Here is a 12,458-nt window from a genome sequence, read left to right on the forward strand (position 1 = left end):
ACGGTAAGCTGAATGGCGAGTACCGCTCACAGATGACCAGGACAGAACTCGAAACAAAAGGATACGGCAGACGCTGGCTTGTGGAATCATTCATGAGCGGATTGAAGCGAACCACAGGTGCCGCACTCTCAGCCAGAAGCGAGAAAGCCCTGTTCGTCGAAGCCGCCCTCAAAGTCCTCGCCTACGCCCTGAGGCGTTAGCCCACGATCAAAACCTGTGATTTGTTTTCAACACAGCAACTCCGTATCAATTTACTCCATACCTACGCTTTCATCGACCATAGTCGACACGAAACGCAATACGCCCCCGGTCCGATTGCTCGAATCGAGGGTCAGCATTTTCAGACAAGTGTTGCGTCCACTCTTGAAACAAGGGTTGGTATTGTTGCAAGGAGCGACCACGGAGCGGGCTATGTCGGGCACTACCCCAATTCCAAGCCTCGATGAGGCACTAACGAGTCGATCCGATCACAAATCACTCATCGAACTTTAGCAGGAATTTCGGGTTGATCGCCTTGAAACTCAGGCGGCCTCCAATGTCGGGATCGTTGACCTCGACTTCTGGGCGGAACACGATCCCTTCTCGCTGCACTTTTGGATTCAAGATGCTTTTGCCGACCGACAACGCCACGAGTTCATCGACGCTGTGTTCGAGCGTGATGTCGCCCAGTGAGGGAACGCTGGTCAAACCAACGGATTCGAGCATCTTAGCTTGCAGGGACCGATCAACGAGTTGGTATTGGTCGGTGTCCAGCACATTGAAGACATACAATTCGGGACTTCGCAGAGCGTATTTATTGCCCTGGATTCCTGGACCAATAACTTCGCCTTGAATCGCGGGACTGATCTCGAAACTCGTTCGTAGAGTCTCCAGCTTCTCAGCCAACTTCAATTCGGCTGCCAGCCGACACAACGTGTTGGAAAGATCGGTTTCATCGACCCATTGATTCCGGCTGCACAGACCAAACTCTCCCTGACGCAAAAATGCCGTGAAGGAAGTCCCATCCAGCTTTTCAGTCATCGTGAAGTTCGTCCGCGCGTATCGTCCAAGAACATCTTCGATCGTCTGCACGCGAATCTCATCGGTCTTGGAAAGGAAGTCTGGAAACGTCCCCTTGATCCTCCCTCCCATTCCGACTGGAACGGGAGGCTCATACTTGAAGATGCCCAGTTGTGCCGTGACGTCGGTACCTACTTCCTGAGACGTTCCAACAGGCAGGATCGAAAGTGGAAAGCAAATTCCCTGCGAGACCTGTCCACGCAACTTCACCGTCCTGATGCGAAACCCGGCGCGCTGCAAGACTTGATTCTCCGCGTCGACGATGGCAGGTTTGTAGCAGCTCGACCGTAGAAACTCGAATTCTTCCTGCTCGGGAAGCAGCGAATCAATCTCGCAATAGACGACTTTGTCACCCGGTTGGTATTCCCCTTTCTTGGCGACGACCCACCATCCCAAGATGTGCAGCCGTTCGATCGCGTCTGCTTTCGGTATGGCTTCGGTTACTGAAACCGTTTGAATGCTGGCCAATTTTCGCATGATGTCGCCTTTCCAGAGGGAACAATTATTGATGAGAGAATCACGATTTTCGGTCAATTCCATGAACCAGAATTGACACAGTAAATCAACTTTACTGAATTACCAATTCAGGGATGGCGATGCAGAATGACAACGCGACAGTCGACATTGAGGACCTGTGTGCCGCTAAGCAGTTCGACCAATGGTGTGGGCCAATGGGCATGACCGCGAATCACCAACGGTGAGTGCAATCGTTCGAGCGTTTGACGGATGATCGGGGAGCCGCGCAGGCCAGAGTCGGGGAAATCAGGACCGTCATGCATCACCAGAACGTCGGGATGTTGTTCCAACGTGTCTTCGATGCTTTGAACAAACTCTTGATCTGATTTCCGATGAAGCTTGCGGGGGCTACCAATGATCCCGCCGATGCCAACAACGTTCAGACCATCGACCGACGCGGTTGTTCCATCCAGGTAGTGAGCATTCGCTGCCGGAGGTCTTGAAGGATGTTCTTGTTCGCCGAACATGTCATGGTTACCAGCGACGCCGATCACCCATTTGAATTGTTCAGCGAATGCCCGCCAGACGGGAGTAACGTCACCAGAGCCGCCCCTCTTGTCGAGTCCAGGAACCGTATAAAAGTCGCCAGCGAGAATAACACCACACTGTTCCGAGCGAAATTTCAGGCTCGGCAGAATTTCATCGGTGAGTCTCTGGGGCAACACCTCTCCCAATAATCTCAGCGGACCGCCATCGCCATCCTGAAACCGCTCCCGTCCCTGAAGGTCAGCGGTGACGACGATCGCGTCGACTTCATCGGGCAAGACATCCACAGTCGCCTCATGAATCGGAAGTCGATCAACGTAAAACGATCCCTGCCCTTTCCCTGCATTTAGGAAGGGGAGTTCAATGAACGGTTCTTCGATAATGGATGTGATCCTCATAATGGCATCGGACAACGCTGCCCCGAGATTGGTTCATTCCTTCTCAATCATCGCTCTGGGTCTTTGTTTCCAAATCACATCCCTTACGAAAACGCCCCCGGTCCGATTGCTCGAATCGAGGGCGTTTCATGCCTTGAACTCACTGATTAAATGGCGAAGGGCTGGGCCTTTTGCCATTTGTTATCAGTGAGCCATTTCTGGGCTGTCGGCAGTGATGCGTAGACGATTTTCTCGCCATCGCGAATCACCTGTCCGGTGAATCGATCTGGCTGAACCGTCTCGATCGACAGACCAGCGGTCGAATCGTCTCGTGATAGCGTCAACTCTTCGTCGAGCAATTCACGGACGGTTTCCTTCGCTCGTTCATCTTCCTGACTTGCGATCTCGGCAATGACCGATTCCAGCTCATCGAGTGATGAGACATCGGGCACCGGAGTTCGCGAAGCCGGAGCTTCAGGTTGCTCTCCCTTGAGTTGAGCAACGCGAATCGCCAATGAACCGTAGCACTCTCGGATCAGAGACGGCCAGACGCTCTGCCAATAGGCGTGTGACGGTGCCCGCTCGACACCGACCACCTGATCATTGACCAGAATGATGGCACCAATCTGGCGCGGCACACACTCGAACTCAGCGACGAACTCATCCAGTTCCTTGCGGAAGTGCTTCAGGAAGAACTCCAAATGACCGGCTGCCTGGACACCCATTTCCCGGTTGAACACCGAGATGGCATCCCACAGCTTGTTGTAGCTCTGCTCCTTTCGCACCGCCAGCGCTCGTTCACGCAAAGCATGCGGCAGAATCAACATCCGGTAAGCACCACGCTGGATGAATCCACCCTGCGACTGCTGAATACACATCGCTGTGTTATACGATCGCTCGCCAGCCGACTGAACCACACCGGCGTGTGCCATGGCGTGGTCCTGCGCCGCTTGCTTCACAACGTATCCCGCATGACACGGCACAATCAGCAGGCAATCGCTCGGGTTACGAAATCCGAGCGTACCGTAGCTGGTGGTGAAGACTTCGGCATCTGCCTCGATCGGCGACACGAATCGGTTGTCGGACAGATCACTCACCAACGGAATGACCTGCATGTATCCGACACTCTGAATGCGTCCCGGCGCACAGCCATGCAGCACATCAGCCACACTGATCGTCTTCTGTCGATTACGAAATACCATGCTTCACCTCCTCGATGCGTTCTGCATCATGCTTCTGTAAATTTTAAGATGAGCCGTTCCCGCTAAATCGCTAGCGACCAGCGGGAGCGGCACTCATTCAACCGAGCGGTAGCTCGGCAGGTTGCGGCTGTGCCGCATCAATAACAGGGTGGACCATGCTCATCAGAGCAGCCACACCACGATCAAGGTCCGCCTCGAACAGAGCCTTCAACAACCCCAGACCAATCGCTTCCGGCTTGGAAACTGGAAGACCTGGAATTGCGGTACTTAATGAACGGACACCACGAGCCTCGGCTGCGAACACGGGCGAGAACTGATGGATCGGTGTGTCGATCCCCATTCCTCGAACCACCCGGATCACTTCCGCAAATCGGCCTTCCGGAGCATTTTCGTAGCCGTCCGTCAGGACGAACACAACATCCGGTTCACGCTTAAGCAGCGTGATCAATCCCACTGCCAGTGACGTATCACCAACCGGCTCGATCAACTCTGCTGCTGGCGCGACTCGTCCATCGCTGGTCACGATCGTTGACCGCTCCGCCGTCTCCGCAAGCACGTCACGCAGAGCTAACGCTACCGAAATCGGTCGCATTGCCTGAGTGTCGTGTCCCATCATCGACGCGGATACATCGAGCAGAATCGCTGCATGTTCAAATCGCACCGGCAACCGCTCGGCCACTGACTTCGCCTTACGAGTGAGTTCATCACGAATCTCATCGGTCAAACCCATCTCGTACGCGTAGACGTACAGCCGAACGGTGTCGTAGGCTGCCGGATCGAATTCGACCTCGACATTGACTTCCTTGGCTTTCCGCTGCATCCCGATCTTCTGACCGGTAGTCAACTGCGACTTCGTCAACTCAAGTACGTCCGCACTGGTCTTGTCACTGTGGAAACGACTCCGCAATCCTTCGAGCGTCTCGAACGGAAGACAACGCCCCTTGACGAGATCGTTCTTCGCGTCTCGATACGCTGCCAGACGACGCAGTGTCAGTCCCTCTTCATCACCCAGGATGAAGCGAACAGTCTGTTCGACTCGCTCCACGTTGCCATCGACAAATCGACCCAGGTGTCGCTGGACGATCTGCCGCTCCTTCTCAGTTCGATCATCGATCGGCTTTGCCAACACGGCGCGCAGGATACTCGCTGTGCGACGACCCCAAGCGTGGACAAGTGCCGTTTCCAGCTTTCGCCGGTACTTCACTGCCCAGAACTCAAGGTTATCCGCTCCCAGAACCGTTGACAGAATCAGTCGCCGAGTTCGCGCGTTGTTGATGCGTTGTGTCCGCAACATGCCGAACATCTTCAGCATTCGCTGAGGTGGCAGCGCCTGCAACAGACTGTGTAGAACCGTCGCTTCCTGTGGCACCGTCATCCAACTCTCGCCTGTCCGAGTCGAACGCAACAGGCGAACTGCACCAATCTGGCGACTGAAGTCGGTCAATCCCGGCAACATCAAAGACGCTGCATAAACGCCCCGGTCCAGCTCAAACAGTTCGCGGTGAACAGATTCGATCGCTGCTTCCTGCTCCGCGCGAGTGTTGTAGAACGTTGCTCGTGAGGTTGCAGTCGCTGCCGTGTCAAGGAATTCACCAAACGCCAACGGCAACAATTCACGCTGCTCATTGGACAAGTTCGTCATCCGCACGGAAGGATTTGTTGTGCTCTTGACTAGTTCCATCATGGTTTTACTCCCTCCTCGACAGCTCAACAAAAAATAGATCAGCACACGGCCGATCCCGTGATTCAAAAACCGGGTATGTTGCGGGTCGCAAGCTAGTCGTGCGCGTTTGGCCACTCCGCCACTCCCCGCTCATCGAAATTCGGAGAGGTGGGATTTGAACCCACGATCTCAAAGTTGTGACACACTGAAGCGACGCGTCAGTTCCCGGTTGTTTCAAATCAGGGGAAGGTGCAGGTCAGAATCTTGGCGTCGTCGAGGAATTGCACCTCTCAACCCTTAGCAAGGATTCCTGTACTGACTTGCGAGTCCCTGATCGAACCAAACATTGGGGGCATTTTGCGGGTCAAGGAGTTCGCGAAGGAATCGAACCTTCTACCTGTAGATTACGAGTCTACTGCTCTACCAAATGAGCTAGCTGAATTAACGCGCGAGTTCCCGAATGTTCTGGTTGTATTATTGATCTGACTCCAGTCATGTGGCAGCCAGCTTGAAATCAAAGCCAGGGAATGTTGCCGGTCAAGTTTTGGGAGTTGAACCCAACGGTTTACAGCCGTTGTCCTGGATTGACGGACGAGTCCCTGGTGAAACTGAAATCGGGGGGAAGTTGCAGGTCATGGGTGTTGCGAAGGAATTGAACCTTCAACCTCCAGTTCCCGAAACTGGCGCTCTAACCAATTGAGCTAGCTGTAATGACACGCTAGTCCCCGAAAGTTTTCAGTTGTCTCTAATGACCATCAAACGAGCCGAGTGGTTCGCGAGTTTGGTGGAAATTCAAGAGACGCCGATGGGAGTCGAACCCACTTCGATCGGGTTGCAGCCGATTGCCTTGCCGTCTGGCTCCAGCGTCGTTTGTTTGTCACAATCATGAAGTAGTAAAAAACTTCCCACCACTCGTCTTCATTTGTCATGTATCGCTATCAACCACAAATCGACGCATGTAACCAAGCGTTGGAGAGTGTCAGGGACATTGTTCCTGAGGCATTACACTCAGACGTTCACGGATACATAAATGACTTGAGCGAATGGGCACTTGGGATCGAAATTCTCATCGATCAAATCTACGAGTATGAAATCACGGTGACGGAAACTCAGTGCAAGTTGATCCTCAATGCAATGGAACACATGAACCTTGGCCAATCAATTCGATGTGACCTGATTCGCGAACAGTGCCGCCAATAAAATGTTCTCGCCAGGAGTCGAACCCGGTCTTCGAGCTTCGCGGGCTCGTGTGCGAATCCGGCACACTCCGAGAACAAGTAAAAAGTACCCCGTCGAGGAATCGAACCTCGTCCGACAGTTTCGAAGACTGTCATGCGTCCATCACACTCACAGGGTAAATCAGTTTTCGGAAGTCTCGTCTGGTTCGACGTAGATGTATCGATCCCAATCAATGTCAAACCAAACAATCGAATTTGGAAAACGCTTATGTGGCGGAATTAGGTCTGTCGAAAGTCTCACGCAAGGATTCGGATGAAACGATTCCGGCGAAACGCCGGGGCTACCGATGATTTCGACAATCGCCGTGTTTCCTTCCATACATCCAATCAACTTGCAGTAAATTCGGTTTGGTCGCGACATAGTCCAATCCAACCACATCGAGAGTGAAGCACGAGCGTAAGGATTCGAACCCTATCCGTCAGTTTTGGAGGCTGACTGCTCTCCCAAGAGCACACTCGTGTAACAGGGTGACCGAGGGGAATTGAACCCCTGTCGGGCAGATTCACAGTCTGCTTCCGGTAACCAACACCGAATCCGGCCACAGCGGAAGGAATGGGATTTGAACCCATAAGACGTTGCTCACGTTCGACCGGCTTCCAACCGGTTCCCGTCACCAATCGGGTTGCCCTTCCGTTGAATCAAATTGTTTTCGCGAGAGTAGCCTGACCAGGATTCGAACCTGGAATGTCCGGTTAGAAGCCGGGTGTGATGATCCGTTTCACCATCAGGCCGCCACGGGTTCCGTCTGTGGAGACACTCATTCGGCAGCCTGGTTCAGCCACTCTTCCATGGCGTGTTGTAGGGAACGCCTGCTGGGGTCCAGGTTCAAGAGATGTTGTTGATAGCTTCGTAAGGCTTCGTCTCGGGTCTTTCCGGCCGCAGCGATGGAACCGGAGTAGAGTCTGACTGGAATCAAGTAAATTAAACCTTCTCCAAACCTTGGGGGTTCTGAGCCACGGGTGGTCACGGTGCTTGCCAACTCCCAACCGGCCTGTCCTGGAATCAATCCGGGAATGCCGTTCGCGCTGGCCCAGTTAGAGACGTCGTTGCTGGTGACGCGATCTGCAACCGTCACCCCATCCTCAATCATGACGGTTCGATCAGTCCCAGTGAGTGCGCATTTGTAATTCTGTTCTTCAAGAACGCGCGTTCCGCCCCCTCCCAACAACCACGCACAGGCAACGACGATCAGCACAATGCCCGACAGCGCACCCATCACCCTTGGCGTCGACAGCCGTCGTACCGAATGTGAAGGTGACTGATCTTGATTGACATCCATAACATGCTCATTGAGTGAGGGTACGGCTCCCGAATTTCCACGCAAAGGACGACATGGCGATGACTGGAGTTCCACGAATAGTCTCAACGAGTCAGAATTCATGGATCTTTTCCAAAAGCGGAAGGCAAGGGATTCGAACCCTCATCTCCAGTGGAGAGCCGCGTTAGCAGTGCGGTCCGGCCAACCGTATCCGGCTACCTTCCGAGTTTGTTGAGTGGACCGGCCGGGGAATCGAACCCCGATCTCCTGGTTGCAAGCCAAGCGTCTTCCCGTTAGACGAGCCGCCCATGTCTTTCATTCAATTGTCAGTGACCAGAGCGGGAGTCGAACCTGCAAAATCGCCACGTCCTCAACGTGAACGCTTTTCCTGTTTGCGTATCTGGTCGAATGGCGGGTCCGGGAGTTGCACCCGGCAGTCAAGGCTTCGACCAATCCAGTCCTATCGGACTGATCGGTGCCCGACCTCAATGGGCTCTGGCCCACCCGCGTTATTGTTTCTTAAATTGCAGGTCTCGGTATCGATCCGAGCAGACCGGCCTTATGAAAGCCAGTTGAGCACCGGGGCACCCTCTGGGTCCACCTGCAGTGACCAAGGGGAGATTTGAACTCCCACGCCTGATGGCACGACATTCTGAGTGTCGCGTGTCTACCAATTCCACCACTTGGCCAAGTTGTCGAATAACCCGTATCGGATTCGAACCGATGTCACCGGCTTGAGGGGCCAGCATTCTGAACCTCTAGAAGAACGGGTCGTGTCGTCTATTCATCTATAGTGGGGCGTGAAGGAATTGAACCTCTCGTCGCCACCCCGCTTATTTTCAGCGACGGCTTTACAGGCCGCTGTGGGGAACACGACCCAATGCAGTGACGCGGGTAGGAGTCGAACCCACAAACCACGAAGGTTTTAGCTTCGCCGCTTTGCCAGATTGCGTACCGCGTCAACTTGTCGATAAGCGTCCTCGATGCGATTTGAACCCACGATCTCCACCGTGACAGGGTGGCGAGCACTCCGGACTGCTCCGCAAGGACGTGATGTGAATGGCTTCTGCCTTGAAATGTCAAAACAAAGCAAGTAGCTTGGAGTTGGCCAATTCTTCCTACCTGAATTTAGGGTAATAAATGTTCGTCACGAGATATTTGGTCACTGCGACACTCTTACTTTCTTGCTCTGTTTCATCTGCAGAAGATCGTCTCGCCAATCTCAAGGTGAAAGAACTCGGATTGGAGTTGAAGATTTCCTATGATGACGCTAATGGCGACAAGCTCCGCATTAAGGGATCCTTCGGCACAATTCTGTTCGGTGTACCAGTCAAAGCAAGCCTGGACAGATCGCTTGGCAAGAATTCGGGCGGATCGTATGAGTTCATTGACAAGAGAACTATTTCGGGTGTCGGAGTGAAGTTTGTTTTCTACTTTGAACCCAAGAAAAATGGGATGCGCTTTGTCGGACGAATTGAAGGACGAGCTGCTGGAAAGAGAGTCTATATTCCTGGGCCAAATCATAAACACGCGATTACGAAGAATATAAAGTGGTAATGTCATGTTCGTGAATTTATGTCGCGGAGGATGTCTTGTGCGTCAAGCAACATTGATTGGTGGCGTTTTTTGTTTTGCATTTCTTGCCGTGTCGCAAGCCTCGGGCGAAGAAGACGGCGTCTCTTACAAGTCGAAGGTAGTGCTCACAAGTACGGAGAAGGAATTTATTGAGCAATTAGGCCGAAACAAGGATGAACTTGATAGTCTCATGCAATCGGCGTGGGTGTTGATTTCAGTTGGATATGCTGGGCAAGTTCCCATGCCCGGAAAAAACATAAAGGAGACGATCGACAACTTTGCAGTTGCAGTTGCAAAGCTTGAAGCGAGCAAGCCAGTTCCGGATGATGTGTACGCGAACGCGGCAAAAGCGCTTAAACAGATGGCAGCGAAGCCAATTCACGACGAACTCACGCTATTCGTTTTGGGCCAACATCCGAAATTCAAAGGGTATCGGCCCAAAGGCGAAAACTGGAAGTTTTTCAAAGCCCTGCAACAACGATTCTACCGTATCACAGTTGGTGCACTATAGGGTACCCTGCGGGAATCGAACCCGCCTGTCCAGGTTGGAGGCCTGGCACCTTTGCCGCTCGGCCAAGGACACTTGTATTCTTTGAAGGCGGAAGCCGTGTGGAAGCAACCGAGCACACTTGCCATTGAAGCAAGTGAGCGCAGGGCGGTAGTTCTTAATCGAAAAAGCTACCGCAGGCTTTCCTTCATCCTCCCTCACCGGTCGGCGGAAAGTCCTTGCTTCCGGCCGGATGACTTCCAATTGAATCACGAGCTGCGGTGGCAGGATTCGAACCTGCATGCGTCTCCTTAACAGGGAGCTGCCTTACCATTGGGCCACACCGCATTTCTGTGTTGCGTCTTTGCTTTTTGACGTTCTGGTTACGATCCGCCTTCCAAAGCGCATTTGATATCCAAAAACAAACCGCCCGTGGCGGAGTCAGCGCGGTTGGATTTGAACCGACGATCTCGTGGTCCCAAACCACGCGGATTCCCAAACTTTCCCACACGCTGAAATAATCAATCACGTCACGCTGAGGTGACGTAAGCGTCCAGCGGGAATTGAACCCGCACTTCCACCATGGCAAGGTGGCAGGCTACCACTACATCATGGACGCATGATCTGATCAATAAATTGTCAAAGAACAAAATGGCTTTGCCATCAAGAGCACCGGGTGAGACTCGAACTCACGTATCTGCATTACGGGTGCAGTGTCCTTGCCGCTGGACGACCAGTGCTTTCAGTTTTTAGTGGGATCGGACGGACTTGAACCGTCACCACCTCGGTTAAGAGCCGAGTATGCTGCCGCTGACACCTCAATCCCATGTTTTATTTCCAGTAGGCCTGGACGGATTCGAACCGTCGTCTGCCCCCTATAAGGAGCCTGCTCTGACCATTGAGCTACAAGCCTTCAACTCCGTTGGTTTGTTCTTGTCGGTCTCGAAAGTCGAGCGATTTGGCTATTCTGTGAATCGTGACCACAAACAAACCGCCAGTGGCAGATCAATGAGGCCGAAGGGATTTGAACCCCCACCGTGCAGAGTAAAAATCTGCTGTGCTGCCGTTACACCACGACCCCAATTGGGCGTGGTATCCGTTTATATCGACGTGGCTGTTGCATGTTTTTCTCCGTTGGAATTGTTCGATAAATAGCCCGAGAAAGAGTCGAACCTTCATCTCCGCCTTATCAGAGCGACGTCCTCAACCGTTGAACGACCGGGCTGTCTGTTTGTTTTTTGTAATCGGGATGGCCGGACTCGAACCGCTGTGTAGCACTACCGCAGCTCGAGCATTCTTCCTCCTTCATCAGTCTGCAGCCGGTCCTTGCTTCCCAAAGCACGTGGGGTGCCGCTCCCCTACATCCCGCGATGTATTCAGTGACCCGTGTGGGATTCGAACCCAACCTCTCCGGCTTGAAAGACCGGCAACCTCACCAGAAGTCGAACGGGCCATGTTGTGCGCGCAGAATCTGCGCAGTGGGTCAAGAGGCGCTCGAATCCTCGTCTGCGGATTTTCAGTCCGCCGCTAAGCCATCTCAGCTACCGAGACCCATGATCGGGAGGACATCGCAGCCAACGAAAAAAGCCCGATGTCGTGGTGACACCGGGCTTTGGAGTGGTCTCCGAATACGGCCAAGGTGTCACAAGCGCAGATTCTGGGCGGGGAGCGCATTATTCCTTTGATCCAGGTGGCAACCCGGATAGGAACTGCGCCCGGTACCCAGGCGTTCGCTTATGAAACTTGACCGTAAGAAAGACATTGAAGGAAAACTCCAAAGCTGCGTTTGAGCGAGTGTTGCTGGCCATTGCCAGCTGGTTGCGGTTAGAGACGCAGGACAGCGTCAGAAGGTTCACACGAATTCTGAAATTCCGCTGCAACGTAGGATCCGCAAAGTGGCTTGATTATTTCGTGATTCTTCCTGGATTCTGAACTATCAAGAGGTCTGCACGAAAGACCTGCTTCCTTGAACCGCAGCCGAATCCGTCAGCAAGTCCCCTGCGACGAAACTTCAGGTATGTTACGGAATGTCTTTCCTGTTAATCGAACTGTGAGGGTCAGATGAAGAAGGTGGGTGCAATTGCCGTCGTGGTCGGGTTTCTGATCTGGTTCGCAGGAAAGTGGACCCCCATTGTCCCCTACAACGTGATCGGGATCCCCATTCTCATTGTCGGCGCGGTGATGTACTTTCGTGGCAGTCCCAAATAAGCATTGTTCGACAACAGCTGATCCTCCCTCACTCACCGTCCCAGCGTTCTGTTCATCATTTCCTGCCAGCGTTGGTCGTCGAACCAGTGTCGGGTGTCCTGTTTTTCTTCGGCGATCTGTTTCAGGGTGCGGGTCCGTTTGATCGGAGCGCTCTGATCGCCCAGCAGTCTCGCACCAACGTAATGACCAGCGGCGCAGGCGTTGTACAGCGCATCGAGCCAATGGTTGTTGCGGCGAGTCCGTTCCCAGCGGGTGACGACCCCTTTGCCGTTCACAAACTCTTCGGTCTGGCGTTCCGCCGTCAGGTGTTTGCCCAGCGAGAGGTGTTCATGGGGAGGAGCCTGAAACAGTGTCATCGCGCCCGGTTCGTTGAGCGGAGTTGTCAGCC

The 12,458-nt window shown here is 53.4% G+C and carries 10 protein-coding genes, 26 tRNA genes and 1 pseudogene; 5 read left to right on the forward strand and 32 right to left on the reverse strand.

Annotated features, from left to right (window positions below; translation table 11 throughout):
- Positions 1-200: pseudogene (locus KOR42_RS24690) on the forward strand (hypothetical protein); the annotation flags it as partial.
- A 274-nt stretch (positions 201-474) separates the two neighbouring features.
- Here KOR42_RS24690 and KOR42_RS24695 read toward each other — a convergent pair.
- From KOR42_RS24695 to KOR42_RS24725, 7 genes are all read right to left on the reverse strand, one after another.
- Positions 475-1,536: an RNA ligase (ATP) gene (locus KOR42_RS24695; protein ID WP_146512498.1), complete on the reverse strand. Its 1,062-nt coding sequence runs from the start codon at positions 1,534-1,536 to the stop codon at positions 475-477.
- A 107-nt stretch (positions 1,537-1,643) separates the two neighbouring features.
- Positions 1,644-2,459 (reverse strand): metallophosphoesterase family protein, encoded by an 816-nt coding sequence (locus tag KOR42_RS24700; RefSeq protein ID WP_146512499.1) that lies wholly within the window; start codon positions 2,457-2,459, stop codon positions 1,644-1,646.
- A 146-nt stretch (positions 2,460-2,605) separates the two neighbouring features.
- Complete coding sequence (locus KOR42_RS24705; protein WP_146512500.1) at positions 2,606-3,640, reverse strand: ARPP-1 family domain-containing protein; 1,035 nt, start codon at positions 3,638-3,640, stop codon at positions 2,606-2,608.
- Positions 3,641-3,737: 97 nt separating this feature from the next.
- Complete coding sequence (locus KOR42_RS24710) at positions 3,738-5,324, reverse strand: vWA domain-containing protein (RefSeq protein ID WP_197441561.1); 1,587 nt, start codon at positions 5,322-5,324, stop codon at positions 3,738-3,740.
- A gap of 351 nt (positions 5,325-5,675) precedes the next feature.
- Positions 5,676-5,746 (reverse strand) — tRNA-Thr (locus KOR42_RS24715).
- 192 nt (positions 5,747-5,938) lie between these two features.
- Positions 5,939-6,009: transfer RNA gene (locus tag KOR42_RS24720), tRNA-Pro, on the reverse strand.
- Between the two features lie 91 nt (positions 6,010-6,100).
- Positions 6,101-6,171, reverse strand: a tRNA-Cys gene (locus KOR42_RS24725).
- A gap of 59 nt (positions 6,172-6,230) precedes the next feature.
- Between KOR42_RS24725 and KOR42_RS28010 the strand changes: the two genes are divergently transcribed.
- Positions 6,231-6,503 (forward strand): MafI family immunity protein, encoded by a 273-nt coding sequence (locus tag KOR42_RS28010; RefSeq protein WP_146512501.1) that lies wholly within the window; start codon positions 6,231-6,233, stop codon positions 6,501-6,503.
- A 428-nt stretch (positions 6,504-6,931) separates the two neighbouring features.
- Here KOR42_RS28010 and KOR42_RS27090 read toward each other — a convergent pair.
- The 12 genes from KOR42_RS27090 to KOR42_RS24760 form a co-directional block, all read right to left on the reverse strand.
- Positions 6,932-7,001: transfer RNA gene (locus KOR42_RS27090), tRNA-Trp, on the reverse strand.
- A gap of 7 nt (positions 7,002-7,008) precedes the next feature.
- Positions 7,009-7,084 (reverse strand) — tRNA-His (locus tag KOR42_RS27095).
- A 2-nt stretch (positions 7,085-7,086) separates the two neighbouring features.
- Positions 7,087-7,174 (reverse strand) — tRNA-Ser (locus tag KOR42_RS27100).
- Positions 7,175-7,200: 26 nt separating this feature from the next.
- Positions 7,201-7,273: transfer RNA gene (locus KOR42_RS24735), tRNA-Arg, on the reverse strand.
- A gap of 26 nt (positions 7,274-7,299) precedes the next feature.
- Positions 7,300-7,821, reverse strand: a complete 522-nt coding sequence (locus KOR42_RS24740; protein ID WP_146512502.1) for a hypothetical protein — start codon at positions 7,819-7,821, stop codon at positions 7,300-7,302.
- Positions 7,822-7,939: 118 nt separating this feature from the next.
- Positions 7,940-8,024: transfer RNA gene (locus KOR42_RS27105), tRNA-Ser, on the reverse strand.
- 12 nt (positions 8,025-8,036) lie between these two features.
- Positions 8,037-8,108 (reverse strand) — tRNA-Ala (locus tag KOR42_RS24745).
- A gap of 22 nt (positions 8,109-8,130) precedes the next feature.
- Positions 8,131-8,206: transfer RNA gene (locus KOR42_RS27110), tRNA-Leu, on the reverse strand.
- A 201-nt stretch (positions 8,207-8,407) separates the two neighbouring features.
- Positions 8,408-8,489: transfer RNA gene (locus KOR42_RS24750), tRNA-Leu, on the reverse strand.
- Positions 8,490-8,500: 11 nt separating this feature from the next.
- Positions 8,501-8,573 (reverse strand) — tRNA-Glu (locus tag KOR42_RS24755).
- Between the two features lie 113 nt (positions 8,574-8,686).
- A tRNA-Phe gene (locus KOR42_RS27115) sits at positions 8,687-8,761 on the reverse strand.
- A 14-nt stretch (positions 8,762-8,775) separates the two neighbouring features.
- Positions 8,776-8,850: transfer RNA gene (locus tag KOR42_RS24760), tRNA-Asp, on the reverse strand.
- A 108-nt stretch (positions 8,851-8,958) separates the two neighbouring features.
- On the opposite strand from KOR42_RS24760, the gene KOR42_RS24765 reads away from it, so the two are divergent.
- Together KOR42_RS24765 and KOR42_RS24770 are read left to right on the forward strand one after the other, a co-directional pair.
- Positions 8,959-9,357 carry a hypothetical protein gene (locus KOR42_RS24765; RefSeq protein WP_197441562.1) on the forward strand — a complete coding sequence of 133 codons (399 nt, stop codon included), beginning with the start codon at positions 8,959-8,961 and terminating at the stop codon, positions 9,355-9,357.
- A gap of 37 nt (positions 9,358-9,394) precedes the next feature.
- The gene (locus KOR42_RS24770; protein WP_146512504.1) at positions 9,395-9,886 is read left to right on the forward strand and encodes a hypothetical protein; all 492 of its coding nucleotides are present in this window, start codon (positions 9,395-9,397) and stop codon (positions 9,884-9,886) included.
- On the opposite strand, the gene KOR42_RS24775 is transcribed toward KOR42_RS24770, so the two are convergent.
- The 12 genes from KOR42_RS24775 to KOR42_RS24825 all read right to left on the reverse strand — a co-directional run bounded on the left by KOR42_RS24775 (position 9,887) and on the right by KOR42_RS24825 (position 11,415).
- Positions 9,887-9,958 (reverse strand) — tRNA-Gly (locus KOR42_RS24775).
- A gap of 180 nt (positions 9,959-10,138) precedes the next feature.
- A tRNA-Asn gene (locus KOR42_RS24780) sits at positions 10,139-10,210 on the reverse strand.
- A gap of 93 nt (positions 10,211-10,303) precedes the next feature.
- A tRNA-Pro gene (locus KOR42_RS24785) sits at positions 10,304-10,377 on the reverse strand.
- Positions 10,378-10,410: 33 nt separating this feature from the next.
- Positions 10,411-10,481, reverse strand: a tRNA-Gly gene (locus KOR42_RS24790).
- Positions 10,482-10,530: 49 nt separating this feature from the next.
- Positions 10,531-10,602 (reverse strand) — tRNA-Thr (locus KOR42_RS24795).
- Positions 10,603-10,615: 13 nt separating this feature from the next.
- A tRNA-Lys gene (locus tag KOR42_RS24800) sits at positions 10,616-10,688 on the reverse strand.
- A gap of 15 nt (positions 10,689-10,703) precedes the next feature.
- A tRNA-Ile gene (locus KOR42_RS24805) sits at positions 10,704-10,775 on the reverse strand.
- A gap of 96 nt (positions 10,776-10,871) precedes the next feature.
- Positions 10,872-10,943: transfer RNA gene (locus tag KOR42_RS24810), tRNA-Lys, on the reverse strand.
- Positions 10,944-11,014: 71 nt separating this feature from the next.
- Positions 11,015-11,087 (reverse strand) — tRNA-Ile (locus tag KOR42_RS24815).
- A gap of 19 nt (positions 11,088-11,106) precedes the next feature.
- Positions 11,107-11,230: transfer RNA gene (locus KOR42_RS27120), tRNA-OTHER, on the reverse strand.
- A gap of 12 nt (positions 11,231-11,242) precedes the next feature.
- Positions 11,243-11,315 (reverse strand) — tRNA-Glu (locus KOR42_RS24820).
- A gap of 26 nt (positions 11,316-11,341) precedes the next feature.
- Positions 11,342-11,415, reverse strand: a tRNA-Phe gene (locus KOR42_RS24825).
- A gap of 508 nt (positions 11,416-11,923) precedes the next feature.
- Between KOR42_RS24825 and KOR42_RS27125 the strand changes: the two genes are divergently transcribed.
- Positions 11,924-12,070, forward strand: a complete 147-nt coding sequence (locus KOR42_RS27125; protein ID WP_197441563.1) for a hypothetical protein — start codon at positions 11,924-11,926, stop codon at positions 12,068-12,070.
- A 32-nt stretch (positions 12,071-12,102) separates the two neighbouring features.
- Here KOR42_RS27125 and KOR42_RS24830 read toward each other — a convergent pair.
- A partial coding sequence (locus tag KOR42_RS24830) for a hypothetical protein (protein ID WP_231741121.1) occupies positions 12,103-12,458 on the reverse strand: 356 nt, incomplete at its 5' end.

The sequence above is a fragment of the Thalassoglobus neptunius genome, from assembly GCF_007859735.1.
GTDB classification, from domain to species: domain Bacteria; phylum Planctomycetota; class Planctomycetia; order Planctomycetales; family Planctomycetaceae; genus Thalassoglobus; species Thalassoglobus neptunius.